A 26,268-nucleotide genomic window follows, 5' to 3' on the forward strand; every position below is an offset into this window, starting at 1 on the left:
GAAAACACGTCGAGATAGGGCAATGGGCACCAGGCGGCATCGCCTGGACGAACGGCACCGCCACGGACGGCACCGAGCGCGCCGATCCCATCGATCGACACGAGGGCCACCACGCCGCGGACGCCGACGGGCGAAACGCGCGCGACGCGCGTCACTCCACGCGGACGATCGTCTCCGCGGGGAGGCTCTCGGCGAAGGCGTCGCGCGCCGCGCGCACCCTCGCCTCGACGAGGCCGTCGAACGTGAGCTTCGTGCGGTACTCGACGCCGGACCACCTCGGGTAAGAGCCGATGTCGACGTCGCGGTGGGCCTCGACAACGCGGTCGAGCATGGGCTTGAGCTGCCCCTCGTCGAGGGTCGTGAACACCGCGAGCGAGACGAACGGCGCCCCGCCCGAGAGCTCCGCCTGGATGAGCGCCTGCTTCGCCCGGAAGATCTGCGGCACGCCGGGCAGCATCCACACGTTGCGCATCACCACGCCGGGCCACGCGGCGCTGCCGCCGGTCACGAGCCGCGCGCCCTCCGGGATGCGGGCCATGAGCAGGTGCCCCTCGGTGAGCCGATCGCCGTAGTAATCGCGCAGGAGGCTCTCGATGTTGGGCGCGCTGACCACCGGCACGCCGAACGCGCGCGCGACGCCCGCGATCGTCAGGTCGTCGTGCGTCGGGCCCACGCCGCCGCTCGTGAAGACCCAGTCGTGCGACGCCGCGAGCGCCCGCACCTCGGCGGCGATCACCTCGAGCTCGTCGAGCACCATGACCGCCCGCTCCAGCCTGACGCCGAGCGCGCGCAGGGTGCCCGCGAGCACGACCAGGTTCTCGTCAGCGATCTTCCCGCTGAGCAGCTCGTTGCCGATGATCAGCGCCGCTGCGGTCCTCATGTCACCCTTCTTCCGCTCAGCTCTCGAACTCGCGCGTCACCGGGCGCCCGTCGGCGTCCATCCCGAGCAGCTCCTCGACGCGCTTCTCCGCGCGATCGAGGCGCTCCTGCGCCGACCGCGAGAGGCGGATGCCCTCCTCGAAGAGCGAGAGCGCGCGCTCGAGCGGCAGATCGCCGCCCTCGAGCTCCGCGACGATCTTCGCGAGGCGGCGCGTCGATTCCTCGAACGACATCGCGCCGGCGCCCGCGTCGCCGCTCCGCGGAGCGCGGTCGGCCTCGGCCTTCGCCGGCGCCCCGGCGGCGCCGGGCTCCGCGCTCGGTTCGACGCGTGATTCGACGCGTGATTCGACGCGTGATTCGACGCGTGATTCCACGCCCGCGCCGCCCTCGTCCGTCGCGTTGCTCATCGTCGTCATGAGCCAGCGTCCCCCGGGGGTGCGGCCGGCGCAAGCAGGACGGCGCTCGCGCCGGGCGGCACCGCCGGCACGAGGAGCACGCCGTCGGGATCGGCCACGACGGGGACCGCCAGCCCATCCGGCCGGACGAGCCGTGCCGGACGCGAGGAAGCGCTCCCGGACGCGCTCCGGTCGTTGGGGACGATGGCCACCCACACGACGCCCGTCGCCAGCGCGGAGCGCGGCATGTCGAGCGCCCGCGCGCCGGCGCCGGAGAGGGCGGCCCGCGCGAGCGCGCGCACCCCTTCGTCAGGATCGAGATCCCGCGCCGCGACGAGGACGCGCCTGCGCTGCACCTCGGCGCGCCGGGACAGGCCGCGGACGATCGCGCGGCGCACCGCGGGGTCGTCCTCGAAGCGGTACGCGCGGGCGAGAAGGGAGACGCTGTCGGGCATCGGGTCGCTCCCGAGGCCGAGCGCGACGTGCGCGCGCACGACGGGATCGCTCCCCTCGAGCAGCCGCTCGATCCTGCCGCGGACCACCTCGTCATCGCGGGACGCGAGCGCTCGGGCCGCGAGCGGCGACAGCGGTCCGCCCGCCTCCGCGAGCGCGGCGAGCCGCGAGGTCGCGATCGCCCCGCCCCCGGGCTCCGCGAGCAGCGCGACGCCGGCGGAGATCGCCGCCGCGTCGAGCGCTGCGTCGCCGCTCTTCGCGGCGCTCGCGGCGCCGGGCGCCGGGTCGCCGCCCGGCGCCGCGAGCGCCGCGAAGAGCGGCGCGAGGGCGGCGAGGGCGCGCTCGCCCCGAGCGAGCGCGCCGCGCGCCGCCGCGTGGACCGCCGCGCGATCGCAGGAGGACGGGGAGCAGGCGCCGACGACATCGACCGCGTCGCGGAGGCCGAGCGCCACGGCGCCGAACACCCCGACGGCGCGATCGCTCGACCCGATCGGCGCGGCGAGCGCGGCGAGCAGCCGCTTCTCGAGCGCCTCGGGCGCGTCGCGCAGCACGAGCCCGCGGACCACCCCGGCGCGCAGGCCGAGCCTGCGGAGGTCCGCGTCCTTCGCGGCGCGCGGGCCGTCGAAGAGCTCCGCGACCGCGGCCCGCGCCTCGGCCCCCGGCATCGTCGCCAGCGCGAACGCGGCCGCCGTCGCCAGCTCGGGGCGCTCGTTCAGGACCCGGCGCAGCTGCCGCGCCGCCTCCGCGCCGCCCGCGCGGCCGATCGCCGCGACCGCGCGGGGCCGCGCGTCGTCCGGGAGCAGCGGGAGGGCGCGCGCGAGCGCCGGCGCGAGCCGCTCCGCCGGCCCGAGCTCGGCCAGCCTGAGCCCCTCCATCCGCCCGAGCTCGGACCCGAGCAGCGCGGCCACGGCGTCCGCCGCCTCCGGCGCGCCGAGGTACACGAGGATCTCCGCCGTCGGCTCGAAGAGCCCCGGCTCCGGCTTGCGGAGCCACGCGCGGGCCTTCGCCAGCGCCGCCTCGTCGCCGAGGCGCGCGAGGGCGCGCGCCGCGGCCACCTGCGCCGCCCTGTCGCCGCCCTCGAGCATCGGCCGGAGCGCCGCGATCGCCCGGAGATCGCCGAGATCGCCGAGGAAGCGCGCGAGCGCCGGCTCGATCCGCTTGCGGCTGCCGAGCAGGAGCTGGAGCGACGCGGGCGGGTGCGCCTTGATCGCGCGCGCGGCGGCCTCGCCCGCGGCCCCGCCCTGCACGATCGCGTTCACGAGCACGCCGAGCGCGCGCCGCTCGCCCGTGCGCGCGAGCGCGAGGGCGGCGGTGCCGCGCAGCACCTCGCCGAGCGGTGAGGCGGCGCCGCGCGCGGGCGCGCTCTCCGACAGCTCGCGCGCGAGCAGCTGGCGCACGCTGTCGCGCTGCGCGTGCGGCGCGAGCGCCCGCACCGCCGCGAGGCGCGTCCTTGGATCGCGCGCCCCCGGGGCGCCGTGCTGATCGAGCGCGGCGAGCAGCGCGCTCACCGCCTCCTCGGTGCCGATCGCCCCGAGGCGCTCGATGCCGCGGAGCCGCGCCGCCGGGTCGCTCGACGACAGCAGCCGCTCGCCGACGGGCACGCCGAGGCTGCCGCGCAGCGGCGTCGCGCCGGCCTCGGCCCTCGCGGGCGCCTTGCCGCCTTCCTCCGCGGCCCGCGGCGCCCGGGCGGTCCGCGAAGCCGGCTGAGGCGCCGCCGGGCCCGCCATCGCGGTGGCCGCGAGCGCCGCGGCGAGGCCCAGGGCGCGGGGGGTTCCAGGGAGGAATCGCATTCGCTGCGCCGCACTATCCCGCGATCGACGGCCCGCTGTCACGCCCCAGGCCGAGCCGCGTCAGCGCCGCGCGACAGCCTGGAATTTGATGGAAGCACGCGCTAGGTCGACCTACCGTGCAGCCGCGAAATGCGGCTGTGAGAGAGGTGACGCTTGATCGACCTGGTACGGACACTGGAAAAGGCCATCACGGTCTCCGCCGGCAAGGCGTGGCCGGTCTTGCAGCGACTGAGCCGCCTCGGCGGCGAGCCCAGGCCGTTTCACCCGAAGTGGAGCGACAAGCCGATCCCGAGGGGCGGCGAGCGCACGAAGCCCCCGCTCGGCTGGCCTCGCGAGACGGACAGCCTGTGCCCGCGCTGCGTCAAGGAGGCGCGCGCCGAGATCCTGAGTGGCAGGGCGGATTGGACCAAGCTCATCACGGACAAGCCCGGGGAGATCCGCGCCAGCATCGTCGCGCGCGAAGGGCGCGTGGTCATGGAGAAGACGTGCCCGAAGCACGGCTTCTTCTCGGACACGATCTCGATCGACCCGGCGTTCCTGGCCCGGATCGAGCGCCTCTTCGGCGGCCGCGACGTCGAGATGACGAAGGACAGGATCCACGACCACGGTTCGAGCACCATCCGTTACGGTCGCGGCGCGGTGCTCACGGTCGACCTGACGAACCGCTGCAACATGATGTGCGACCCGTGCTTCATGGATGCCAATCAGGTCGGCTACGTGCATGAGCTCTCCTGGGAGGAGATCACGAGGATCCTGGACGACGCGGCGGCGGTGCGCCCGCGCCGCCAGATGTCGATCCAGTTCTCCGGCGGCGAGCCGACGCTGAGCCCGCACTTCCTCGACGCGATCCGGTACGCGCGCGAGAAGGGGTACTTCGCGGTGCAGTGCGCGACGAACGGGATCCGCTTCGCGGACGAGCCAGGCTTCGCCAGGAAGGCCAAGGAAGCGGGCCTCCGGATGGCGTACCTGCAGTTCGACGGGGTCACGAACGCCGCGAACGGCCACCGGAAGATCGGGAACCTCTACGACGTGAAGCTGCGCGCGATCGAGGAGCTCTCGGCCGCCGGGATCGACGTCATCCTGGTCGTGACGATCGTCAACGGGGTCAACAACGATCAGGTGGGGCCCATCATCGACTTTGCGGTCCAGAACGCCGACAAGATCACCGTCGTCAGCTTCCAGCCGGTCAGCTTCACCGGCCGCGACGAGGACATCTCCGACGAGCTGCGCGAGAAGCAGCGGTATACGCTGAGCCACCTCGCGCACGACATCGCCCGGCAGACCGGCGTGACCGACCCGCTGCGCGACTGGTTCCCCCTGTCGGCGCTCAGCCCCTTCGGCAACGTGACCGACCTCCTCGACGGCCCCGACAAGGACTGGGGGCAGATCAACTGCGGCTGCCACCCGAACTGCGGGATAGGGACCGCGCTGTTCGTCCACAAGAAGACGAAGCAGATGGTCCCGCTGCTCGACTTCATCGATGTCGAAGGGCTGCTCTCCGACCTGCGCGCGATCTTCGACGCGGGGCGCGGCCGCGCCCTCACGAAGGCGCAGGTCGTCGCCGCGCTGCTGCGCCATTACCAGCCGGACAAGGCGCCGCCCGGCTTCCACCTCGCGACGCTCGTGAAGCAGTTCATGAGCCAGACGGGCGCCGCGCACGCCGGCGAGGGCGACGCCCGCGAGTACGAGTGGCGGGTCCTTTTCGTCGCGGGCATGTGGTTCCAGGACCTGTTCAATTACGACTTCCGCCGCACCGAGATGTGCATCATTCCGTACGGAACGCAGCTCGGCGAGATCAGCTTCTGCGCGTACAACACAGGGGCTGGATGGCGGAATATCCTCGAGAAGATGAAGGCCAACGCCACCGTGGCCGAGTGGTACAAGAAGCACGGTAGGCACCCTGTCTATGCGAAGAATCAGGATCTTCCTTTACCGGCCTACGACAACCCCCTGACGATCATCGAGCACGACCTTGCGTTGCGCGAGCGCGAGCAGGGCGGCGCGCACGCACGGCCACGGCGGGCGGCCAGGCGGCTGCCGATCGTGAGCTGATCGCGCTCCCACGCCGCGCGGCCCCGCATCGCCGAGAGACAGGCCACGTGAGCCGCTGGGCTCGGTGCCCCTGGGCTCGGCGATCAGTCGCAGGGCACCTCACATCGACACAGAATCCGGTTCTCCTCGCGGCCGTGTGGGAGGAGGCTCGCGTGAGCGGCGCGGGAGTCGTGGAGAACGCACCACGCATGGTGTAGTCTGGTCACGTGACCTTGCACGCGGGCCGCTATGAGAGCTTGCGCGCCATCGCGTCAGGCGGCATGGCGACGGTGTATCTCGGGCGGGCCCTGGGCGCCGGCGGGTTCGAGCGCCTCGTCGCCCTGAAGATGATGCACCCGCACATCGCGGCGGAGCCCGAGTTCGTCGCGATGTTCCTCGACGAGGCGCGCCTCGCGGCGCGGGTCCGCCACCCCAATGTCGTCGCGACGTTCGATCTCGTCGAGGACCCGCTGTTCCTCGTCATGGAGTACATCGAGGGGCCGTCGCTGCACAGCCTGCTCCGCACGTGCGCGCGGGCGAAGCGGCCCGTCCCGCTCGGGATCGTGCTCCGCATCTTCCTCGACGTGCTCGCGGGCCTCCACGCCGCGCACGAGCTCACGGGGAGCGAGGGCGAGCCGCTCCACCTCGTGCACCGCGACGTCTCGCCGCAGAACGTGCTCGTCGGCGTCGACGGCATCGCGCGCATCACCGACTTCGGCGTGGCCCGCGCCGAGACGAGGCTCATGTCGACGCGGGGCAACGCGCTCAAGGGCAAGCTCGCCTACATGGCGCCCGAGCAGATCCGGGCCGCGAACGTCGACCGTCGCAGCGACGTGTACTCGGCCGGCGTGGTGCTCTGGGAGATGCTCACGGAGGAGCGCCTGTTCAAGGCCGACAACGACGGCGCGCTGCTCGCGCAGATCCTCCAGGGCGCGCCCGCGGGGCCGCGCGGGGTGGTCCCGTCGGTGCCGGCCGCGATCGACGAGATCTGCCTGCGCGCGCTGCGCACCGACCCCGACGATCGCTTCCCGACCGCCGCGGCGTTCGCCGAGGCGCTGGAAGAGGCGGCCGCGCAGACGCCGGGCCTCGCCGTGTCGTCGCCCCGGGCGGTGGAGGCGCTCATCAAGGAGGTCGGCTTGCGCGGGCCGCCGGAGAGCCTCACCGCGCCGGTCAGCGCGCGAGGCGCTCCCGCCTCGGCGCCCAGGTCGGGGCGATCGCCGCTGAGCCAGCGCTCTCCGTTGAGCGATCCTCTGCCCCTGACCACGCGCTCTCCGTTGAGCGATCGCCTGAGCGATCGCCTGCCCCTGAGCCAGCGCGCTCCTTCGACCCAGCGGAGCGTCGAGGTGGCGCAGGACAGCTCGGGCGCCGAGGGCAGCGCGCCGGGGCTGGGCGCCGTCGTCTCCGAGGCCGTCTCGCGCGGCCGGCACCACATCGCGCGCCGCCGCGTGCTCGCCGGCGCCTGCGCGGTCGCGCTCGCGGTCGGAGCGGGCGCCTTTCTCGCCGTCGGCCAGCACGAGCCAGCCGCTCCCTTCACGGCGGAGGGCGCCTCTGTCTCCCGGATCTCGTCCTTCGTCCCCGCGGCCGCGGCGGCCAGCGGGCCGGTCCAGGCGGCTGCGCTCGGGCACTCCGGCGAACCGGCCGGGTCCGCGGTCCCCTCCGCTCAGGGCGCTGTTCCCGACAGCTCCGCTCAGGGCGTGATTCCCGGCGGAGCCGCCCAGGGTCCCGCCCCGCGCCCGAGCTCCAGAGCGACCCCGCCCGCAGCCGTCAAGCCGAGGACGAGCCGGCCCGACACGCGCACGACCAGCGGATCCACGGCCCCGGCGGCGAAGCCGGCCACCCGCTCATCGACCGTTCGGAGCGCGGCGCCGAAGACCGCGCCAAAGGCGCCAGAGCCGAAGCGGAGCTCTCCGCGGACGACCTTCAAGCCATCCGGCCTGTGACGCACACAGGGCTGTGACGCACGACGTCACCGCGGAGACAGCCCACGACGGTACGTGCGCATGGATCCAGCGCGCTCCCCGGGCCGAGCCATGATCCTTTTCGCCGCATCGTCCAACACTCCGACCATGGAGACACGTCCAACACCCCGACGACCGCGGGCACCCGCGACCTCGGCGCCCATAGCGCGACGTCGGGTCGCGCTATCGCACATTGAACGCGCCGCAGCGTCGCCTACATGCTCACGGAAAACAGCAGAACGTCAGTGGTCGCCTCACGAGCGCGATAGGGGAGGTAGGCTATTCTTGTCGTGGGGCGGTATGTGCTCGCCCAAGTGAAAGACGCGCCGGTCGTCGGACGTTACCCCGGGGGGAACCAGCTCATGCGCTCGCTTTTTGAGCAGGTCGTCGAGTGCTGTGGCCTCGCACCCGCGTTCGCCAGAAAGATCATCCAGGAGGCCTGCGAGCGGAGCGATGTGTCACCGCCCGAAGCGATGACGCCAGCCGATCTCATCCGCACGCTCCCTCACATCCGCCAGGCCCTCGGCGTCTTCCTCGATCCCGGGGAGGTGGCGCTGAAGACGGCCGCGATGCGAGCCCTCGTCAAGGGCTCCTGGCCGTCGATGGCCGCGGTCGTCCCCCCTGGTTCGAACCAGGAGAGCCGGACCCCTCAGGACGAGCCGAAGGCCAAATCGAGCTCGTAGAGCTCGTAGTGCGAGCGCCGCATTCCGAGCGCGACATACGTCGACTGCGCTCGCGCGTTCGCTGTCTCCACGTACAGGCGGATACCGCATACGTCCCCCGCGTCCGCCGCCATCTCGTGGACTCGCCGATACAGCGCCCGGAAGACCCCGCTGCGCCGCTGCGCGGGGGTCACATAAACGGACTGGATCCACCAGAAAGTACCGTTTCTCCAGTCACTCCATTCGTAGGTGATCATCAGCTGCCCGGCCATCTCGGACGCGTGCTCGGCGACCAGATAGAACCCTTTGGCGGCATCCGCGATCAGCGCGGCAGCGCCGCGGAGGGTGGTGGCGGCATCCAGCACCTTGCCCTCCGTCTCGAGCGCCATGGCCCGGTTGTTCGCCGCGATCAGCGCGGCATCGGTGGGCGCCGCCCGGCGGATCACGAGCGCTGTCACGAGGCGACCTCCCGGCGGGCGTCGCAGGGACGTTCTCCGGCCGAACGGCAGGAAAGCGCGGAAGCGCGGCATCGGATCGACATGGCCGACCCCATACCGCGGGCAGCACGGCTGCTCAATGACGAGGCGCACAAGGCGCACGACACGCACGAGGCGCACGACGCGCACCACGCGCACGACGCGCGGCGCCTCGATCCAGCGACGAGCGCGCGGTGACGACCGGTCGCGAAGGCGTCGCCGCGGCGCGTTATGTTTCGAGGAGCGATCCTCGACGAGCGCGCCCGGCGCTCGGCGCGTGGTCCATGGCTCCGCCGCGCCGGCTGCCCCTTGCGCCGGTTGGCGGAGGTTGTGCTCCTCGCCCGATCGCGCATACCCTCCGGGCGCCGAAGCCTCCCGGAGGGTGACCCTTGACACTGCTCGTCAGCGACTCGATTGCCCAGCGCGTCCAGCGGCTGGAGATCCCTTTCAACAGCTTCGGGGTCGATCCTTACGGCATCTCCCGGAAGCACCTGGGTCTCTTCTTCTCCCTCCTGGATTTCTTCTATCATCATTACTTCTCGGTGGGCGTGACGGGCCTGGAGAACGTCCCCGCGCGCGGGCGGGCGATGCTCGTCGGCAATCACTGCGGGGGAGTCGCCATCGACGGGGCGATGGTGGTCGCGTCGATGTTCTTCGCGATGGATCCTCCGCGCCTGGCCGAGGGGATGGCGGAGAAGTTCATCAATCGCCTCCCCTTCACCTCGCTCTGGTCGAGCCGCACAGGGCAGTTCACCGGCCTCCCCGAGCACGCGAGCCGCCTCCTCGAGGACGAGCGGCTGCTCATGGTGTTCCCCGAGGGCGCGCGCGGCACCGCCAAGCTCTACAGCGAGCGCAACTCGCTCGTGCACTTCGGATCGGGGTTCGTCCGGCTCGCGATGAAGACGAGGACGCCCGTCATCCCCTTCGGCTTCGTCGGCGGCGGCGAGGCGGTGCCGACCATCGCCAACTCGTACACGATCGGCCGGCTGTTCGGCGTGCCGTACATCCCGATCACCCCGTACCTCGTCCCGGCGCCGCTGCCGGTCCAGCTGGAGATCACGTACGGCGAGCCGATGACGTTCGCCGGGACCGGCGCCGAGGAAGACGAGGTGATCCTCGGCCACGTCGAGCAGGTGAAGGCGAGGATCGCCGAGCTCATCGAGGCCGGGCGAGAGCGGCGCCGCGGGAAGCTCTCGCTGGACTGGCGCGGCGCCACGCCGCCCAGGCCCGCCTCATCGAAGGAGCACGCATGAGGGTCCTCATCCCAGGGATCACCGGCCAGCTGGGCCGCATGGTCGCGACGCGCCTCCTCGAGGAGGGGCACGAGGTGATCGGCATCGACAGGCGGCCGTGGCCGACCGCGCCGGCCGGCATCGAGATGCACAACGTGGATCTGCAGAAGCGCGCCGCGGAGGACGTGTTCCGCAAGAGCCGGCCCCAGGCCGTCATCCACATGGCGACCGTGACGCACCTCGTGGAGCAGACGGAGGAGCGGTATCGGATCAACCTCGGCGGCACGCGCGTCGTCTTCGACAACAGCCGCGCCTGCGGGGTCGAACACGTGATCTTCGTCGGCCGACACACCTACTACGGCGCCGGCCCCGAGTCGCCGCTCTACCACACGGAGGAGGATCCTCCGATGGCGGTGTCCACCTTCCCCGAGCTCGCCGACCTCGTCGCGGCCGATCTCTACGCCTGCACGGCGCTCTGGCGCGCTCCCGAGCTCTGCACGACCGTCCTTCGCATGTGCTACACGCTCGGCCCGACAGGCCACGGCACGCTGGCGAGCTTCCTCCGCGGCCCCCGCGTCCCGTACGTGCTCGGGTTCGACCCGCTGTTCCAGTTCATGCACGAGCAGGACGTCGTGACCGCCATCTGCCTCGCCCTCGAGAAGCGCATCCGCGGCGTCTACAACGTCTCTGGCCCGCAGCCTGTGCCCCTGTCGCTCATCATCCGCGCGGCGGGCCGGGTGGCGGTGCCCCTCCCCGAGTTCGTGCTGCGCAACGCGTTCGGCCGCTTCGGGCTGCCGAAGCTCCCGCGCGCGGCGCTGACCCACATCAAGTACCCCGTCGTCGTGGACGGCGCCGCGTTCCGCGCCGCGACCGGGTTCAAGCACGCCATCGACGAAGCCCAGGCCATCCGCGAGTACCGCGACGCCCACCCGGTCCCAGCGAGCCGCCCCTGAGCCGGGGAGTTCATCTCATGAGATAAGGAGGTCCCGATGTTGTCCGAGAAGGTCAAGCAGTTCGCGCCGGCCAGGCTCACCGCGGACATCGACGATCTGCCCGAGCCGGAGAGGAGAGCGCTCGGCAAGCTCATCGAGGCTTCGCGGCAGCTCGATCCCGTGTTCGATCGGCAGGCCTACGCCGGGAACCCGGAGCTCCGCGAGGAGCTCGTCGCGGACGGCACACCGGAGGGGCGGGACAGGCTCGCCTACTTCGACATCATGCGCGGCCCGTGGGACAGGCAGGATCACCACCGCCCCTTCGCCATCGACAGGCCCCATCCGCCTGGCGCTGGCTTCTACCCGGAAGATCTCTCGGCCGACGAGCTCAACGCGTGGGTCGAGCAGCACCCCGGCGACAAGGAGGCCTTCAACAGCCTGTTCACGCTCATCCGCCGGGACAAGGGCCGGCTCGTCGCGGTGCCGTACAGCCAGGCCTACGCCGCGTGGCTCGGCCCCGCCGGCGCGCTCCTCGAGGAGGCCGCGGCGCTCACCGCGAGCGAGAGCCTTCGGCGGTTCCTGAGGTCCCGGGCCGCCGCGTTCCGCTCCGACGACTACTATGCATCCGACAAGGACTGGATGGACCTCGACAGCCGCGTCGAGGTGACCATCGGCCCTTACGAGACCTACGAGGACGAGCTCCTCGGCCTCAAGGCCTCGTTCGAGTCGTTCGTCACGGTGAGCGACCCCGACGCTTCCCGGAAGCTCTCGAAGTACAAGGAGCTCCTCCCGGAGATGGAGCGCAACCTGCCTGTCCCCGAGGACGTGAAGACCGCGCGGGGCGGCGAGAGCCCCATCCAGGTCGTCGACCTCGTGTTCAGCGCCGGCGACGCCCGCAAGTCGGTCCAGACGATCGCGTTCAACCTGCCGAACGACGAGCGCGTCCGCGCCGAGAAGGGGGCCAAGAAGGTCCTGCTCCGCAACGTCATCGAGACGAAGTTCGAGCTGATCATGCGCCCTATCGCCGAGCGCATCCTCGACCCGGCGCAGCTCGATCACCTGTCCTCCGACGCGTTCTTCAACGAGACGCTCTTCCACGAGCTCTCTCACAGCCTCGGCCCTGCGTTCACGACCGCGAGCGGGGAGCGGGTCGAGGTGCGGATCGCGCTCGGCCCGACGTACTCCGCGCTGGAGGAGGCCAAGGCCGACGTGATGGGCGCTTACAACGTCCTCTTCATGATCCAGCGAGGCCACTTCGCGGCCGATTTCAGGGAGAAGCTCCTCATCTCCTATTTCGCGGGGCTCTTCAGGAGCACCCGATTCGGCGTGGCCGAGGCGCACGGCAAGGGGGCCGCGCTCCAGATCAACCGGTTCCTCGAGGAGCGCGCCGCCCGCTTCGACCCGGCGACACGGCGCTTCACCGTCGACGCCGAGGAGCTCGAGGCCGCCATCACCCGCCTCGTCCGCGATCTCTGCATGGTGCAGCACCGCGGCGACAGGCAGGCCGCCGGCGAGCTCCTCGCCAGATACGGCGAGGTCTCGGCGCCGATGCAGCAGGCGCTCGGCGGCCTCGAGGGGATCCCGATCGACATCCGGCCGATCTACCCGCTCGCCGGCGAGTGAGCCGCGCTCACGGCGAGTGAGCCGCGCTCACGGCGAGCGAGCGGCGCTCACGGCCCGATCTGCACGAGGAACGCGTCGCCGGCGCCCTGGCTCACGGCCGTGGCTGCCCCGCGATCGAGGACGCCGTCGAAGCGGCCGGTCACCCAGCCATCACCGAGGAGATCGACGGCGACGGCGGCGCCGCGCTGCTCGCCCGAGTCGCCGAACGAGCGCAGCCAGATCGGGTTGCTGGCAGGGTCGAGCTTCGCCACGAACACGTCGGCGGCGCCCACCGCCGAGTGCGCCTCCTCGCCGATGTCGAGGCTCCCCAGGAAGGAGCCGGTGAGGAGGATGTTGCCCGCGAGATCGACCGCGACGGAGGCGCCCTCCTGGTCGGCGTCGTCGCCGAAGTCCTCGCACCACTGAAGGACGCCGTTGTCGTCCAGACGGATGAGGAAGACGTCCTTGTCTCCATTGCTCGTGAGCAGCGACTCGCCGAGGGAGATCGCCCTCCGGAACGAGCCGGTCACGAGGATGTTGCCCGCTCCATCGACGGCCACGCCGAGCGCCTCGGCCGCGTTGGTCGCGTCGGCCGCCTTGCTCCAGACGTGATCGCCCGAGGGGTCGAGCTTCGCGACGAACAGGTTGGTCTTTGCGTCGGTGGTGAGCGGCCTCTCGCCCCCGAGATCGACCTCCCCGCTGAACCAGCCGACGACGACGATGTCGCCGTCGCCGTCGACGGCGACGCCGGTACCGGCCTGATCTCCCTGGCCGCCGAACCGCTTGGCCCACTCGACGTGGCCGGCGGCGTCGAGCTTGACCAGGAAGGCGTCGCTCCTGCCGTGGCTCTCCAGGGTGAACCGCTCGCCCCGGCGGCCCTCGCCGAAGTCGAGCGTGCCCGAGAACTCGCCGGTGATGAAGGCGTTCCCCGCCTGGTCCACGGCGACCGCCGCCGCGTGTTGCGTAGCGTCGTCGCCGAACCGCCGGCTGAACTGGTGCGCCCCGGTCGCGTCGAACCGCGCCACGACGACGTCGGCGCGGCGGCCGGCGCCCTCGAGCACGCCGCCGCCGAAATCGACGTCGCCGGCCGCGCTGCCCGCGAGCACCACGTCGCCCCCCGGCGCGAGCGCGACCGCCCGGGCGACGCTGTCCGCGAAGCGGCGGCCGAACCGGAAGCGACCCTCGCGCCTGGAGGCGTCGCGGGAGAACGAGACGAGGAAAGCGTCCGGCTCGCCGAGCGCGCCCAGCTCGTCCGACGGGCCCGCGCCGAGATCGGTGCTGCCCGACGCCGAGCCGACCACCACGACGGCGTCGGCCGAAACGGCGACGCCCAGGCCCTGCTGAGCGCCGGCCCCGCCGAGCGCGACGCTGTGCACGGGGTCGCCCGTGCACGCTCGCCCGTCGCAGTTCTCGTCCTCGGGCGTGGCGCAGCTCTCGAACGCGGGCAGCACCTGGCCGACGCAGGCGCCGACGTCCGTCCCGTCGTCGTTGCACGCGGCGACGCCGGCGACGCAGAGGCCGACGCCCTGCGTGCCCTGCGGCCCCGCGTAGCAGTCCGCCTCGGTGAGGGGAACGCAGATCTCCTGAACCTCGACGCCGCCGGCCGCCCCGCCGCCGGCGCCGCCGCCTCCCCCCTCGCCCACCGGCACGGGATCCGCCGCGACGTCGGGGAACGGCGCGATGAAGGCGCACGCGCCGAGGCCCGCGCAGGCGAGGGCGAGCGCGGCGACGACGCCGGCTCCAGGGCGAGGTGCGCCGCTCACAGCGCTCCCCGCACGGCGACCCCGGCGCCGTCCGCGCCGACCCATGGCGAGAGCGCCGTCGGGCGGGGGATGCGCGGCGCGGGCGCGGGCCGCCGCCCGGCGGCGTCCGGAGGAGCCGCGGGCGAGGGGGACGAGGGCCAGAAGAGGTAGGTGGCGAAGCCGCCCGCGATGACGGCGGCCCCGGTGAGCACCGTGCTCGTGACGGCGAGCGCTTGCCCGCGGTCGCGCAGCGCCTGCCGCTCGCCCAGCGAGCCCGGGGCAGGGTCCTCGTTCTTCTTCAGGAAGCTGTGCCGCACGTCGTACGCCATGGCGCCCGTGACCACGGCGCCGGCGGCGAGCGCGGCCGCCGTCCCCACGACGACCACCGGCGAGATGCGCGGGCCGGGCGCGGGCGCGCTGGGCAGCGCCCGGCGCGCGGGCGCGCGGGGCAGCGGGACCGCAAGCGAGCGCTTGCGGCCGAGCTCGGCCCGCAGCTCGACGACCGCGCCCGTCTCGGCCTGCACCGTCGCGTCGAACCGCGCCGCATAGTTCTCGGCCGCCACAACGACCCGCCGCGCCCCCGGGCTCACGAGGATGGCCGCGCCGACGAGCGCGGCGTGGATCGGCTCACCGTCGATCTCGACGCGCACGCCGGTCGCGTCCTCGGGCAGCCGCAGGACGATCTGCGACGTCTTCACGCGAAGCTTCTCCAGCCGTGCCCGCGACTCCCTGGCGAGCGCGAGCTCGTTCCGCGCTGTCGCGCCGGACGCAGCGAGCTCAAATGCGTTGAGCGCCTCGACGACGTGACCGAGCGCCTCGTGACAGACGCCGAGGTGGTACCAGAGCGGCGGGGACACGACGATCTTGCTGATGCGCTCGTACGTCTCCAGCGCCTCTGCCCACTGGCCGCTGTCCTCCGCGGCGAGGCCGAGCGCGAAGAGGCGCCGCGCGGACGCGAGCTCCGCGGCGCTCGGCTTGTGGGGCGCAGCCACAGCCGCGGTGTCGCTCGCGGCCGCGGCCGGCGGCGCGCGGCCGGCGTCCTCCGGGGAAGGCTCGGCGAACGCAGCCGGACCGACGCCGACCAGGGCGAAGAATACCACTCCGCCGATGGTGATCCGATGCTTCACCCACGCCTCCTTCCATCACCAAGCGATAGAGGCAGTCTAACCGTACTCACGCCGACCGATCCTCGACAACTGGAAAATTGTTTGAGATTGGCGTCCGATCCTGGAACGCTCTTGCACGACCCGCCTGGAACGCTCTCCCACTGTCGGTGAGAGCTTCAGCATGGTCGGACTCACGACGACACAGGAGTCGCAGGTACGAGCCGTGATAGCGCCCGTCGATCTTGTGCCAGGCCAGCTTCTCGGCCGCTATGAGCTGCTGATCGCCATCGCGCAGGGCGGAATGGGGACGGTGTGGGCGGCCCGAGAGCGCGGCGGGGCGGCGGGCGACAAGATCGTGGCAGTCAAGACGATGCTGCCGGCGCTCTCCAGCGATCCGCGCTGCAAGCGCATGTTCCTCACGGAGTCGCGCATCGCCTCCCGGATCAAGCACCCCAATGTGTGCGCGATCCTGGATCAAGGTGAGCAGAGCGGGGTGCTCTACTTCGTGATGGAGTGGATCGACGGCGACGCGCTCGTGGCGCTGCTCGGCGGCAGCACCCGCAAGCAGGGCAGCCCGCTCCCCCTGCCCGTCGCGGTGAGGATCGCGATCGAGGCGGCGCGGGGGCTGCATGCGGCCCACGAGCTACGGGACGACGACGGCGCGCTGGTCGGGCTCGTTCACCGGGACGTCTCGCCGCACAACATCCTGATCACGCGGGACGGCTCGGTCAAAATCGCCGATTTCGGCGTGGCCAAGGCCATGGCGCAGGTGGACAACCCGACGACCAACACCGGGCACATGAAGGGCAAGATCCTCTTCATGGCGCCCGAGCAGGTCTATAGCGAGCAGCTGGACCGGCGGTCCGACGTCTTCGCGCTCGGGATCGTGCTCTATCAGCTGACGACGGGCACGCACCCGTTCGCCGCCAGCCACGACCTCGCGACGATGGCGCGCATCGCGCGGCCCGAGCCGGTGGATCCGCCGGGCCCCCTCGTCCCCGGGTACCCCCCCGCGCTCGAGGCGGCGGTGATGCGCGCGCTGGCCAAGGATCCGGCCGAGCGCTTCGCGACGATGGCCGAGCTCGCGGACGCGCTCGAGGAAGTGGACGCCACCCTCGGCAGCCGCCCTGGCGAGGTCACGGGGTACATCCGCAACGCGCTCGCCGCGCGCGCCTCACGTCGCACGGCGCTGATCAAGGACGCCCTGCGCGCCGCGGACGGCAGGGCGAGGGGGCGCGCCCCCGCGCGCCTGGACCCGCGCCGCCGCGCCCGGACGATCGCCACCGCGGCGGCGCTGGTCGCCTCGGGCGCGCTGCTCGGGGCGGCGACGCTCCTGTGGATCGGCCTCGGGGAGGGCCCCGGCGCGCCGCCCGTGGCGGTGCCCGCGGCGCCGGCCGTCACGGTGGAGCCGCGCCCGGGGGTCGCCACCGCCGAGCCGCGCGCCCCGGAGCCCGCGCGCGTGTCAGAGCCGGCCCCGTCCACCGCGCCCGCGGCGCCGCCGTCCTCCACCCCCGCCGCGAGCGCGAGCCCGCCTCGCTCCCGATCGCCTGCCGAGACTGGGCGCGCCAAGTTCCGCGAGCCCGGCTTCTAGCGCGCCCCGTTCCGCGGGGCGCGCGCCGCGGCCCCGCCTCGCGCCGAGGAATATTCGATCGGCGCCGGTTGTCCTCGGGCGGCCGGGCTTGCTATGAGCTCCCACCCGTTATGCACGACGTACGCGCCCTGAACGAGCTGGTCGCCAAAGAGAGCGCCTTCATCGACACCCTGCTGACCGAGGTCGGCAAGGTGATCGTCGGCCAGACGTACATGATCGAGCGCATCCTCATCGGGCTGCTCACCGGGGGGCACGTCCTCCTCGAGGGCGTCCCGGGCCTCGCCAAGACGCTCACGGTGCGGACGCTCTGCGACGCCATCCACGCGAAGTTCTCGCGGATCCAGTTCACGCCGGATCTGCTGCCGGCCGACCTCATCGGCACCGTCATCTTCAACCACCAGAAGGGCGACTTCACGTCCAAGCTGGGCCCGATCTTCGCGAACCTTGTGCTCGCCGACGAGATCAACCGCGCCCCGGCGAAGGTGCAGAGCGCGCTCCTCGAGGCGATGCAGGAGCGGCAGGTCACGATCGGCGACACGACGTACCCGCTGCCGAGCCCGTTCGTTGTCATGGCGACCCAGAACCCGATCGAGCAGGAGGGGACCTACCGCCTCCCGGAGGCGCAGGTCGACAGGTTCATGCTCATGGTCAAGGTCGGGTACCCCGCCCGGGCCGAGGAGCGGCAGATCATCGACCGCACGACGGGAGTGGTCGAGGGCAAGGCCGCGAAGGTGACGACCCCCGAGGAGCTCGTGTCCGCGCGCAAGGTCGTGCGCGACGTGTACATGGACGATCGCGTGAAGGACTACATCGTGGACGTGGTCTTCGCGACGCGCGAGCCCGGGCAGAAGGGCATGAAAGAGCTGAGCAGCCTCATCGAGTACGGGGCGAGCCCGCGCGCCTCGATCGCGCTGGCGCTGGCGGCGCGCGCGCACGCCTTCCTGCGCCACCGGGGCTACGTCACGCCGGAGGACGTGAAGGCGATCGGCCCCGACGTGCTCCGGCACCGGGTCGTCCTGACCTACGAGGCGGAGGCCGAGGAGGTCACGTCCGAGCAGATCGTCCGGCGCGTGTTCGAGGTGGTCGAGGTGCCGTGATCAAGGCCTCCGGCTCGAAGAACCCGCTGCCGCCGGAGCTCCTGAAGCAGCTCCGGCGCATCGAGATCCGGACGCAACGGCTCGCCAACGAGCAGCTCTCCGGGACGTACTCGTCCGTCTTCAAGGGGCAAGGGCTGTCGTTCCGCGAGGTGCGCGCCTACCTGCCCGGCGACGACGTGCGCTGGATCGACTGGAACGTCTCGGCCCGCATGAGCGAGCCGTTCGTGAAGGTGTTCGTCGAGGAGCGGGAGATGACCGTCATGCTGGTCGTCGACGCCTCGCAGAGCGAGCAGTTCGGCACGCGGCGCGCGTCGAAGGCGCGCGTCGCCGCCGAGATCGCCGCGCTCTGCTCCTTCAGCGCCATCAAGAACAACGATCGCGTGGGCCTCGTGCTCGCGACCGAGGCCATCGAGAAGCTCGTCCCGCCGAAGAAGGGGGACAAACACGTGATGCGCGTCATCCGGGAGATCCTCGGGCACGAGCCGAAGTACACGGGGACGAACCTGAAGCTCGCGCTCGAGACGCTGGTGAAGGTCGCCAAGCGGAGGAGCGTGGCCTTCGTGATCAGCGACTTCTTCGCCTCCGGCTTCGAGCGCTCGCTCTCGCTCGCGAGCGCCAAGCACGACGTGATCCCGGTGATGCTCGTCGACCCGCGCGACGAGGAGCTGCCCGACGTGGGGCTCGCGACGTTCGAGGACCTGGAGACCGGCGAAGAGGTCGTGGTGGACACCGGCGACCGGGCGGTGCGCGACCACTACCGCGCCGCCATGCGCAAGCTCCGGAGCGACCGCGACAAGCTGTTCAAGAAGCTCGCGCTCGACGCCGTGGTGGTGAAGACCGGCGAGAGCTTCGTGAGCCCGCTGCGCGACCTGTTCGCCAAGCGGGCGCGGAGGCTCAGGCGATGAGGGCGCGTCGCTCGGCGGTCCACGCCGCGCGCGGCGCGAGCCCGCTCGCGTGGGCCGCGCTGGCGGCGGCGCTCGCGTGCGCGTCGCCGGCACGATCGCAGCCGGACGCCGGCGGCGCCGGAGGGCCGGCGGCGGACGACGCCCCGCCTCCGCCGCCGGCCCCGGCGCCGGCAGCCGCGGCGCCGGCAGCCACGGGGCGCGGCGAGAGCGTGTGGGCCTCGTGCGCGGAGCACGTGCCGCCCGGCGCGACGCGCCCCCGGATCGAGGAGACGTTCCCGAGGAACGGGTTCAGCGGGTACGCGGCCCACCTCGAGATCACGGTCACGCACGGCAAGGGCGAGACGGTGCTGCCGGAGGGCTTCAAGGTCCAGGGCGACAGCGACGCCGCGCGCGCGATCCAGAAGGCGGGGTTCGTCCTGCCGGAGGCCGACGCGGGCGCGGGGCCGACCAGCACGACGACGGCGACCGACACGGGCGCCACGACCAGGCTCGTCATCCCGTTCGTCCCGCTGCCCAAGGAGCCGGGGAGGAGCGCCCTCCTGCTGCCGCCGGTGCCGATCGCCGTGTCCCGCGCGAGCGGGGAGCTCGTCACCGTCTGCACCCGGCCGCACGAGATCGTGATCGAGGACCCGATCGCCAACGAGCGGGACCCCAAGGTCAAGCCGAACCCGCCGCCTCGGCCGCAGCGCGAGGAGTGGGTGCTCGCGAAGCAGCTCACGGCCGGCATCCTCATCGGCGCGGCGCTCGGGCTACTCGTGGCGTGGCTGGTGCGGCGCTGGCTGCGCCGGCCCCGCGTGGTGGCCGCGCCGCCGCCCAAGCTGCCGTGGATCGCCGCGCTCGAGGAGCTCGAGGCGCTCCGGCGCTCCGACCTGCTCGGCGAGGGGCGGACCGGCGAGTACTTCGACCGCGTGAGCGACTGCGTGCGCAAGTACCTCGGCGCGCGGTACGGCTTCGACGGCCTCGAGACGACGAGCGACGAGATGCGGGACCTGCTCGCGCGGGTGCGCCCGCCCGTGCCGGTGCTGCCGCAGATCGCGCGGTTCCTCGCCGACTGCGACCTCGTGAAGTTCGCGCGCCTCCAGCCGAGCGAGGCCGACTGCCTCACGGCGCTCGACGACGGAGAGAACATCGTGCACCGCACGACCCCGCCGGCGGCGCGGCCCGGCGACGGCGCCGGCCCCCGGAGCTCACCCGCCGGCGGGCAGCAGCCGCCCGCTCGCCCGTCCCGGGCGCCGGAGGAGGCGCCTTGAGCCGCACGAAGCGCGCAGCGCTCGCCCTCATCGCGACGCTCGTCGTCGCCGCGCTCGCCTGCGTGTACCCCTACTTCGCCCGCCGCGACGCCTGGTCCTCGGCGAGCTGGCAGAACCCGTGGTTCTTGCTCGCGCTCATCGCGGTGCCCGTCGTCTGGTACTGGGGCATCTTCGCGGAGGACGCGCGCAGGCCGCGGCTCCGGCTCGGCACGGTCGCGCCGCTCGCGCGCGGGCCGCGCGGCCTGCGCAGCCACCTGCGCGACGTGCCGGGCGTGCTGCGCGCCGTGGCGCTCGCGCTGCTCGTCCTCGCGATGGGGCGGCCGGTCAGCGTGCTCCGCGAGCAGCGCTCGGACGACAAGGGCATCGACATCGTCGTGGCGCTCGACCTGTCGGGCTCGATGCGCGCGATCCTCGACGCGCGGGCGAGCGACCTGCCCGGCCAGCCGAAGCTGCCGCGCGGCAAGCGGCTGACCCGGCTCGACACGGCCAAGCTCGTCCTCCAGGACTTCATCAGCCGCAGGAGGACCGATCGCCTCGGCGTCGTCGTCTTCGGCAAGGCCGCCTACGTGCTGTCGCCGCCGACGCTCGACTACCACCTGCTGACGCAGATGGTCTCGCAGATGACGCTCAACGTGATCGACGGCAGCGCGACGGCGATCGGCGACGCGCTCGGCACCGCGGTCGCCCGCCTGCGCAGGAGCGACGCGCAGTCGAAGGTCGTCATCCTCCTGACCGACGGCGACTCCAACGCCGGGGCCATCTCCCCCGAGTACGCGACCCACCTCGCGACCTCGCTCGGCGCGAAGGTCTACACGATCCAGATCGGCACCGACGACGAGGTCGAGGTCGAGGACGGCATCGATCTCTTCGGGCAGCCGCGCTACGTGCGCCACCGCTTCCCGGTGAACCCCGCGCTGCTCCAGGAGATCGCGCAGAAGACCGGCGGCGCGTCGTACGTGGCGACCGACGCGAAGGCGCTCGCGGACAGCATGCACGACGTGCTCGACCGGCTGGAGAAGACCCGCTTCGAGGCGTCGAGCGCCGCGTACGAGGATCTCTTCCCGTTCCTGCTCCTGCCCGGGGTGTTCCTGATCGGGCTCGACGCGCTCCTGCGCGCCTGGCTGCTCCGGAGGTTCCCGTGAACTTTGCGGCCCCCTGGTTCCTGCTCGGGACGGCGTTCGCCGCGCTGATCGGCCTCCTGCTCATCCTGGGCGGCTTCGGCGTGGCGCGCGCCATCAAGCGCTTCGGCGACGAGGATCGCGTGAAGGCGCTCACGACCGCCGATCCAGCGAAGCGCCGCGCCTGGAAGGGCGTGCTGCTCGTGCTCGCGACGGCGCTCGCGTTCGTGGCCGCGGCGCGCCCCCAGTACGGCAAAGGCACGCGGCTCGTGCCGGCGACCAACGTCGACGTGGTGGTCGTGCTCGACTACTCGAAGAGCATGTACGCGCGCGACGTCGAGCCGTCCCGCATCTTCCGGGCGAAGGTCGAGGTCGCCCGCCTCATCAAGGATCTCGAGGGCGCGCGCTTCGGCGCGGTCGCGTTCGCCGGCGAGCCGATGGGCTTCCCGCTGACCGCCGACGGCGCGGCGATCGCGCAGTTCTTCCGCCAGCTCGACCCGAACGACATGCCGATCGGCGGCACGGCGATCGCGCGCGCGCTCGACCAGGCGAACGAGCTCCTGAAGCGCGACCCGAAGTCCGCCGAGCACAAGCGGATCATCCTGCTCGTCACGGACGGCGAGGACCTCGAGGGCTACCCGCTGAGCGTCGCCCAGGCGATCGGCGCCCAGGGCACGACGATCCACGTCGTTCAGATCGGCGGGCGCACGCCGGAGCCGATCCCGGAGATCGGCCAGGACGGCCGCATCGTCGGGTGGCGGACGGATCGCCAGGGCAAGCCGCTCACGACGGAGCTGTCGCTGTCGGGCGAGCAGCAGCTCGCGTCGATCGCGCAGGCGACGCCGGGCGGGCAGATCATCCGCGCGGAGAAGGGGACCACGGGCATCGAGACGATCGCCGCGGAGCTCCGGCGGCAGATGAAGAGCGAGCTCTCGGAGCGGGTCGAGACGGTCTACGCGGACGTCTACTTCTACCCGCTCGGCCTCGCGATCCTGCTCCTCATCGCCGAGGTGTTCCTCAAGGACGCTCCGCGCCGTCGCTTCGTGGCGACGCGCCCCGAGGCCGCGCCGAAGCGCGCCGCGTTGCTGAAGGGGCGCCCGCTCGGCGCGGACCTCGCGGCGGGAGCGGGGCAGGCGCCTCGGGGGAACGCGGGAGGGCCGCATGCCGCGTCGTGATCGCAAGCGCGTGGATCTCGCCGGGTTCTTCGCGCGCCGCGGGCGGTGGATCGCGATCGGGCTCGCCGCCGCGTGCCTCACCGGGGCCGCGTTCTCTGCGGCGACCGGGTGCAGCGGGTGGGATCCGACGTCCCCGTTCGAGCGGAACGCGCCGGCGGTCGACCAGGCGATCCGCGATCTCGACGCGGGCAACCTCGAGTCCGCCGAGCAGGCCCTCGCGAGCTACCTGGGGACGGGCCCGTGCAGCGACGCCGGCATCGGGCTGCCGGACTCCGTGCGCCAGAAGCCGAACGGCTCGTTCGATCTCGGGCTGACGCTGTTCCACCTGGCCGAGCGCTACGGTCATCGGTTCGGCGACGAGGAGCTCGCGGACGGCGGGCCGGAGCAGGAGCAGCGCGACGCGCTGCGCGGGATCGAGATCGACTGCGCGCTGATCCTCCTGAAGGCGATCGGGGCCGATCCGAGCGTGCCGGCCGATCTGCGCGCGCGGGCCCGCTACCTCTCGGGCAATCTTGAGTTCTTGCGGCGCAAGTACGAGGACGCCGTGACGTATTACGACCAGGCGCTGGCCATCATCCCCGGCGTCCTCGAGGAGGCCGGCGGCGACGGCGTCGGCCGAGACGCGGCCTGGAACCGGGCGATCGCCCTGCGGCGCATCGAGGACCAGAAGGACGCCGCGCCGCCGGACGCCGAGCCCGATGCGCCGCCGGACGCCGAGCCCGATGCGCCGCCGGACGCCGAGCCCGACGCCGAGCCCGATGCGGGCGACGACGGCGGCGACCAGGACGCGGGCGACGACGGCGGAGAGCCTGACGCGGGCGACGACGGCGACGGCGGTGACCAGGACGCGGGCAACGACGGCGGCGATCAGGATCAGAGCCCTGACGCTGGCCCGCAGGACCAGACGCCCGACGCCGGCTCACCCGAGCAGCCCGAGCCGCCGCGCGAGCAGCCCCAGGAGCCGCCGCAGACCGGTCGGCAGGACGATCGCATCCTCGACCAGCTCGAGGAGGCGCCGACGTACCAGGAGCAGGAAGCGAAGAACAAGGCCGGTATGCGGCGCGGCCGCGGCATGGAGGACAAGTGACGCGCCCGCTCGCGCTCGCCCCCCCGCGCCTCGCGCCGCTCGCGACCGCGCTGCTCGTGGCGTTGCTCGCGTTGATCGCCCCGCTCCGCGCGCGCGCGCAGCAGCAGCCGGAGCTCTCGGCGCGCGCGAGCTCCACCGACGTCGAGGTCGGCGAGCCGTTCACGGTCGAGGTGAAGGCGCTCGTCGAGCGCGGCGCCGGCATGCCCTCCGATCCGGAGCTGCGTGTCCCGCCCGACCTCTCCATCGTCTCCGGCCCGAGCATCGGGACGCAGATGAAGACCCAGCTCGGGGGCGGCGTCATGATCACGCAGCTGGGCATCAGCGCGACGTGGCAGATCGTCGCGAACAAGCCCGGCCGCTACACCATCCCGGGGCCGACGATCTCGTGGAACGGCAGGCGGCTGCCGGCGGCTCCGATCATGATCAAGGTCACGCCGGCGAGCGGGCGGCCTCGCCGGCCGAACAACCCGTTCCTGTTGCCCGGCGGCCCGCTGCAGGGCTTTCCGTGGCCGTTCGGCGGCTCGGGCGGCCTCTTCGACGACGAGCCGCCCCAGGACGAGCCCGAGCCCGAGGCGACAGAGCTGGCGATGCCGCGCGAGCCGGACCCGGTGGTGTTCCTGCGCGCCATCCCCGACAAGACGGCCGCGGTGGTCGGCGAGCAGGTCACGGTCTCGTTCTACCTGTACTTCCGCGAGAACGCCGAGATGACCGAGCCGCGCGCGGCGCCCGCCGCGGACTTCCTCCGCCACCCGCTCCTCGAGGACCCCCGCAACGAGCGCCCCGTGTACACGCGGGTCGGCGGGCACCGTTACGCGGCCCGCCTCGTCGACAAGCTGGCGCTGTTCCCGCTGAAGACGGGCGAGCTGCACACGGGCAGCATGCAGACGCGCATCAGCGGGCGCCGGATCGGCGCGCGCGTGCTGCGCGAATCGAACGACGTCGTCGTCAAGGTCACGGAGCCGCCGCTCGCCGGCCGCCCGTCCGGCTATGTCGTCGGCGACGTCGGTCAGTTCACGCTCAAGGCGACGGTGCAGCCGCGCCAGATCGAGCAGGGCGGCTCGGTGGCCGTGACCGTGCAGGTCGCGGGCACCGGCAACTTCCCCCAGTCGCTCCGGGTGCCGGAGCGGACCGGGCTCGAGTGGCTCGACCCGGAGAAGCGCGACGCGATCGAGCCGCGCGGCGGCGCGATCGGCGGCACCCGATCGTTCGGCTACGTCGTCCGGATCCAGGAGAGCGGCGCGGTCGATCTCGGGAAGATCGAGCTCCCCTACTGGGATCCGGCGCAGAAGCGCTATGTGGTCGAGCGCGCCGAGCTCGGCGTCGTCCAGGTGACCCCGGTGGCTCCTCCGGCGCCGTCCGGGCCTCCGTCCAGGGCGCCTCGCGCCGAGGGCGACGGCGCTGGCCGGGGCGAGCCGTTCGCCGGCATGCCGGGGCTCCGCGCGTCGCTCGGCCCGCACGCCCCGCCCGCGACGCTGCCCCTCGACGGCGCGCCGTTCTGGCTGCTCCTGGCCGCGCCGCCGCTCGTCGTGACGCTGTTCGGCGCGGGCGATCGGCTCCTGCGCCGGGCCCGCGATCGCCGCGCGGCGGGCGCGACCTCGCCCGCCCGGCTCGCGGCGATCGCCCAGCGCGAGGCGGAGGAGGCGGCCGCGCAGGGGGATCTCGGGGCGACGGCCGCGGCGATCGAGCGCGCGGTGCACCGGGCGATCGAGTCCGCGACGGGCCTCCGCTCGCGCGGCGTCCTGCTCGCGGAGCTCCCGGGCGAGCTCGGCCGGCGCGGCGTCCCCGGGCCGCTCTCGTCGCGCGCTTGCGAGGCGCTGGCCGCGTGCGAGGCGATCCGGTTCGAACCGACCGCGCAGGACGGCGGCGGCGCCGCCGCCGCGGCGCTCGTCGAGCAGAGCCGCGCCGTCGTGACCGAGCTCTCGCGATGGAAGCCCGCATGAACGGCCGCCGCAGGCGCCTCCTCGCCGGCGCGCTCCTCCTCGCCGGAAGCCTCGCGTCGGCGCTGCCGTCGAGCGAGGCGCGCGCGCAGCCGGCGGAGCCCCCGGAGGCGCTGTTCCAGGAGGGCACGGCCGCGCTCGGCCGCGGCGAGTACGGCGCGGCGATCGACACGTTCGAGCTGCTCGCCGACCGCGGCTTCGTGCACCCGGACGCGAGCTATAACCGCGGGCTCGCCTACGTCACGCGCGTGCGCGAGGGCGCGGATCGCCCGGGAGACCTCGGCCGGGCGGCGGCCGCGTTCGAGGAGGCGCTGCGGCTCCGCCCGGGCGACCCCGACGCCGATCGCGCGCTGGATCTCGTGCGCGCCGAGATCACCCGCCGGCGCTCGCGCCGCGCCACGGATGCGGTCGACGTGCGCCCGACGCTCGGCCGGGTCATCGTCGGCCTCGCCTCGGAGCGCACCTGGGCGGCGGCCGCGCTCCTCGCGTCGCTGCTCCTCGCCCTGGGCGTGGTCCTGCGGCGCCGCCCTGCCGGTCCCGCGCACGTCGCGGGCAGCGTCCTTGCGCCGACGGCGCTCGTCGCGCTGCTCGCGCTGGTGCCGCTCACCTATGCGGCGCGGCACCTCCGCCTCACGACCCGGGCTGGCGTCGTGGTGGTCCCCGAGGTCCGGCTCCTCGACGAGGACGGGCGCGCGCTGCCCCGCGCGGAGCAGAGCGCGATCCCCGAGGGTGCGTCGGTCGAGGTCGGCAGGAGATCGGGCGGGCTCGCTGAGGTCCGCTGGGGCGCCACGGAGGGCTGGGCTCCGGCGTCGAGCATCCGGTTGCTCGCTCCATGAGCCGCGCCATCGTG

At 72.9% G+C, this 26,268-nt stretch carries 21 protein-coding genes; 15 read left to right on the forward strand and 6 right to left on the reverse strand.

The features are described 5' to 3' along the window. Window positions 1-151: 151 nt before the first annotated feature. From WMF22_RS35050 to WMF22_RS35060, 3 genes are read right to left on the reverse strand one after another with little or no spacing between them, the layout of a single operon-like run. Entirely contained in the window at window positions 152-880 is a 729-nt protein-coding gene (locus tag WMF22_RS35050; protein ID WP_437294310.1) for a competence/damage-inducible protein A, read from the reverse strand. A gap of 16 nt (window positions 881-896) precedes the next feature. Further along, entirely contained in the window at window positions 897-1,295 is a 399-nt protein-coding gene (gene xseB, locus WMF22_RS35055) for an exodeoxyribonuclease VII small subunit (RefSeq protein ID WP_438032594.1), read from the reverse strand. Further along, on the reverse strand, window positions 1,292-3,517 hold the full coding sequence (locus tag WMF22_RS35060) for a HEAT repeat domain-containing protein (RefSeq protein WP_438032595.1): 2,226 nt from the start codon (window positions 3,515-3,517) through the stop codon (window positions 1,292-1,294). Before WMF22_RS35060 ends, xseB begins: the two co-directional genes overlap by 4 nt. 153 nt (window positions 3,518-3,670) lie before the next feature. Here WMF22_RS35060 and WMF22_RS35065 point away from each other — a divergent pair, with 153 nt between their 5' ends. The 3 genes from WMF22_RS35065 (at window position 3,671) to WMF22_RS35075 (ending at window position 8,189) form a co-directional block, all read left to right on the forward strand. Continuing rightward, window positions 3,671-5,569 (forward strand): radical SAM protein, encoded by a 1,899-nt coding sequence (locus tag WMF22_RS35065; RefSeq protein WP_437294313.1) that lies wholly within the window; start codon window positions 3,671-3,673, stop codon window positions 5,567-5,569. A gap of 206 nt (window positions 5,570-5,775) precedes the next feature. After that, on the forward strand, window positions 5,776-7,488 hold the full coding sequence (locus WMF22_RS35070; protein WP_438032596.1) for a protein kinase domain-containing protein: 1,713 nt from the start codon (window positions 5,776-5,778) through the stop codon (window positions 7,486-7,488). Between the two features lie 380 nt (window positions 7,489-7,868). Further along, entirely contained in the window at window positions 7,869-8,189 is a 321-nt protein-coding gene (locus WMF22_RS35075) for a hypothetical protein (RefSeq protein ID WP_437294315.1), read from the forward strand. On the opposite strand, the gene WMF22_RS35080 is transcribed toward WMF22_RS35075, so the two are convergent. Then, on the reverse strand, window positions 8,156-8,626 hold the full coding sequence (locus WMF22_RS35080) for a GNAT family N-acetyltransferase (RefSeq protein WP_012239112.1): 471 nt from the start codon (window positions 8,624-8,626) through the stop codon (window positions 8,156-8,158). The genes WMF22_RS35075 and WMF22_RS35080 overlap by 34 nt on opposite strands. Before the next feature lie 407 nt (window positions 8,627-9,033). Between WMF22_RS35080 and WMF22_RS35085 the strand changes: the two genes are divergently transcribed. From WMF22_RS35085 to WMF22_RS35095, 3 genes are read left to right on the forward strand one after another with little or no spacing between them, the layout of a single operon-like run. Then, the gene (locus WMF22_RS35085; RefSeq protein WP_437294317.1) at window positions 9,034-9,897 is read left to right on the forward strand and encodes a lysophospholipid acyltransferase family protein; all 864 of its coding nucleotides are present in this window, start codon (window positions 9,034-9,036) and stop codon (window positions 9,895-9,897) included. Continuing rightward, entirely contained in the window at window positions 9,894-10,829 is a 936-nt protein-coding gene (locus WMF22_RS35090; protein ID WP_437294318.1) for an SDR family oxidoreductase, read from the forward strand. Before WMF22_RS35085 ends, WMF22_RS35090 begins: the two co-directional genes overlap by 4 nt. A gap of 36 nt (window positions 10,830-10,865) precedes the next feature. After that, window positions 10,866-12,431 (forward strand): dipeptidyl-peptidase 3 family protein, encoded by a 1,566-nt coding sequence (locus tag WMF22_RS35095; protein ID WP_438032597.1) that lies wholly within the window; start codon window positions 10,866-10,868, stop codon window positions 12,429-12,431. Between the two features lie 47 nt (window positions 12,432-12,478). Here the strand turns inward: WMF22_RS35095 and WMF22_RS35100 are convergent, their stop codons facing one another. Both WMF22_RS35100 and WMF22_RS35105 read right to left on the reverse strand, forming a co-directional pair. Then, window positions 12,479-14,173 (reverse strand): hypothetical protein, encoded by a 1,695-nt coding sequence (locus WMF22_RS35100; RefSeq protein WP_438032598.1) that lies wholly within the window; start codon window positions 14,171-14,173, stop codon window positions 12,479-12,481. Then, a complete protein-coding gene (locus WMF22_RS35105; RefSeq protein WP_438032599.1) occupies window positions 14,170-15,279 on the reverse strand; it encodes a hypothetical protein in 1,110 nt (369 codons plus the stop codon). Before WMF22_RS35105 ends, WMF22_RS35100 begins: the two co-directional genes overlap by 4 nt. Before the next feature lie 223 nt (window positions 15,280-15,502). On the opposite strand from WMF22_RS35105, the gene WMF22_RS35110 reads away from it, so the two are divergent. The 9 genes from WMF22_RS35110 to WMF22_RS35150 all read left to right on the forward strand — a co-directional run bounded on the left by WMF22_RS35110 (window position 15,503) and on the right by WMF22_RS35150 (window position 26,254). Then, window positions 15,503-16,849, forward strand: a complete 1,347-nt coding sequence (locus WMF22_RS35110; protein ID WP_437294322.1) for a serine/threonine-protein kinase — start codon at window positions 15,503-15,505, stop codon at window positions 16,847-16,849. 110 nt (window positions 16,850-16,959) lie between these two features. Then, the gene (locus WMF22_RS35115) at window positions 16,960-17,946 is read left to right on the forward strand and encodes an AAA family ATPase (protein WP_437294323.1); all 987 of its coding nucleotides are present in this window, start codon (window positions 16,960-16,962) and stop codon (window positions 17,944-17,946) included. Next, window positions 17,943-18,851 (forward strand): DUF58 domain-containing protein, encoded by a 909-nt coding sequence (locus tag WMF22_RS35120; RefSeq protein ID WP_012239120.1) that lies wholly within the window; start codon window positions 17,943-17,945, stop codon window positions 18,849-18,851. Before WMF22_RS35115 ends, WMF22_RS35120 begins: the two co-directional genes overlap by 4 nt. Beyond that, window positions 18,848-20,101 carry a hypothetical protein gene (locus WMF22_RS35125; RefSeq protein WP_437294324.1) on the forward strand — a complete coding sequence of 418 codons (1,254 nt, stop codon included), beginning with the start codon at window positions 18,848-18,850 and terminating at the stop codon, window positions 20,099-20,101. Before WMF22_RS35120 ends, WMF22_RS35125 begins: the two co-directional genes overlap by 4 nt. Then, entirely contained in the window at window positions 20,098-21,243 is a 1,146-nt protein-coding gene (locus WMF22_RS35130) for a VWA domain-containing protein (protein WP_438032600.1), read from the forward strand. The genes WMF22_RS35125 and WMF22_RS35130 overlap by 4 nt, the downstream gene beginning before the upstream one ends. Continuing rightward, complete coding sequence (locus tag WMF22_RS35135; protein ID WP_437294326.1) at window positions 21,240-22,394, forward strand: vWA domain-containing protein; 1,155 nt, start codon at window positions 21,240-21,242, stop codon at window positions 22,392-22,394. Before WMF22_RS35130 ends, WMF22_RS35135 begins: the two co-directional genes overlap by 4 nt. Next, window positions 22,381-23,481 (forward strand): tetratricopeptide repeat protein, encoded by a 1,101-nt coding sequence (locus WMF22_RS35140; RefSeq protein ID WP_437294327.1) that lies wholly within the window; start codon window positions 22,381-22,383, stop codon window positions 23,479-23,481. Before WMF22_RS35135 ends, WMF22_RS35140 begins: the two co-directional genes overlap by 14 nt. Then, window positions 23,478-25,421: a BatD family protein gene (locus tag WMF22_RS35145; RefSeq protein WP_438032601.1), complete on the forward strand. Its 1,944-nt coding sequence runs from the start codon at window positions 23,478-23,480 to the stop codon at window positions 25,419-25,421. Before WMF22_RS35140 ends, WMF22_RS35145 begins: the two co-directional genes overlap by 4 nt. After that, window positions 25,418-26,254 carry a hypothetical protein gene (locus tag WMF22_RS35150; RefSeq protein WP_438032602.1) on the forward strand — a complete coding sequence of 279 codons (837 nt, stop codon included), beginning with the start codon at window positions 25,418-25,420 and terminating at the stop codon, window positions 26,252-26,254. The genes WMF22_RS35145 and WMF22_RS35150 overlap by 4 nt, the downstream gene beginning before the upstream one ends. The last annotated feature ends 14 nt before the right edge of the window (window positions 26,255-26,268 follow it).

The organism is Sorangium sp. So ce204 (assembly GCF_051526795.1).
Classification (GTDB): Bacteria; Myxococcota_A; Polyangia; order Polyangiales; family Polyangiaceae; genus Sorangium; species Sorangium cellulosum_B.

What these genes read in the sequence shown, in the direction of transcription:
- WMF22_RS35050 (WP_437294310.1), bottom strand. Translation starts at nt 880, where the DNA reads ATGAGGACCGCAGCGGCGCTGATCATCGGCAACGAGCTGCTCAGCGGG.
- xseB (WP_438032594.1), bottom strand. Translation starts at nt 1,295, where the DNA reads ATGACGACGATGAGCAACGCGACGGACGAGGGCGGCGCGGGCGTGGAA.
- WMF22_RS35060 (WP_438032595.1), bottom strand. Translation starts at nt 3,517, where the DNA reads ATGCGATTCCTCCCTGGAACCCCCCGCGCCCTGGGCCTCGCCGCGGCG.
- WMF22_RS35075 (WP_437294315.1), top strand. Translation starts at nt 7,869, where the DNA reads ATGCGCTCGCTTTTTGAGCAGGTCGTCGAGTGCTGTGGCCTCGCACCC.
- WMF22_RS35090 (WP_437294318.1), top strand. Translation starts at nt 9,894, where the DNA reads ATGAGGGTCCTCATCCCAGGGATCACCGGCCAGCTGGGCCGCATGGTC.
- WMF22_RS35095 (WP_438032597.1), top strand. Translation starts at nt 10,866, where the DNA reads ATGTTGTCCGAGAAGGTCAAGCAGTTCGCGCCGGCCAGGCTCACCGCG.
- WMF22_RS35115 (WP_437294323.1), top strand. Translation starts at nt 16,960, where the DNA reads ATGCACGACGTACGCGCCCTGAACGAGCTGGTCGCCAAAGAGAGCGCC.
- WMF22_RS35125 (WP_437294324.1), top strand. Translation starts at nt 18,848, where the DNA reads ATGAGGGCGCGTCGCTCGGCGGTCCACGCCGCGCGCGGCGCGAGCCCG.
- WMF22_RS35140 (WP_437294327.1), top strand. Translation starts at nt 22,381, where the DNA reads ATGCCGCGTCGTGATCGCAAGCGCGTGGATCTCGCCGGGTTCTTCGCG.
- WMF22_RS35150 (WP_438032602.1), top strand. Translation starts at nt 25,418, where the DNA reads ATGAACGGCCGCCGCAGGCGCCTCCTCGCCGGCGCGCTCCTCCTCGCC.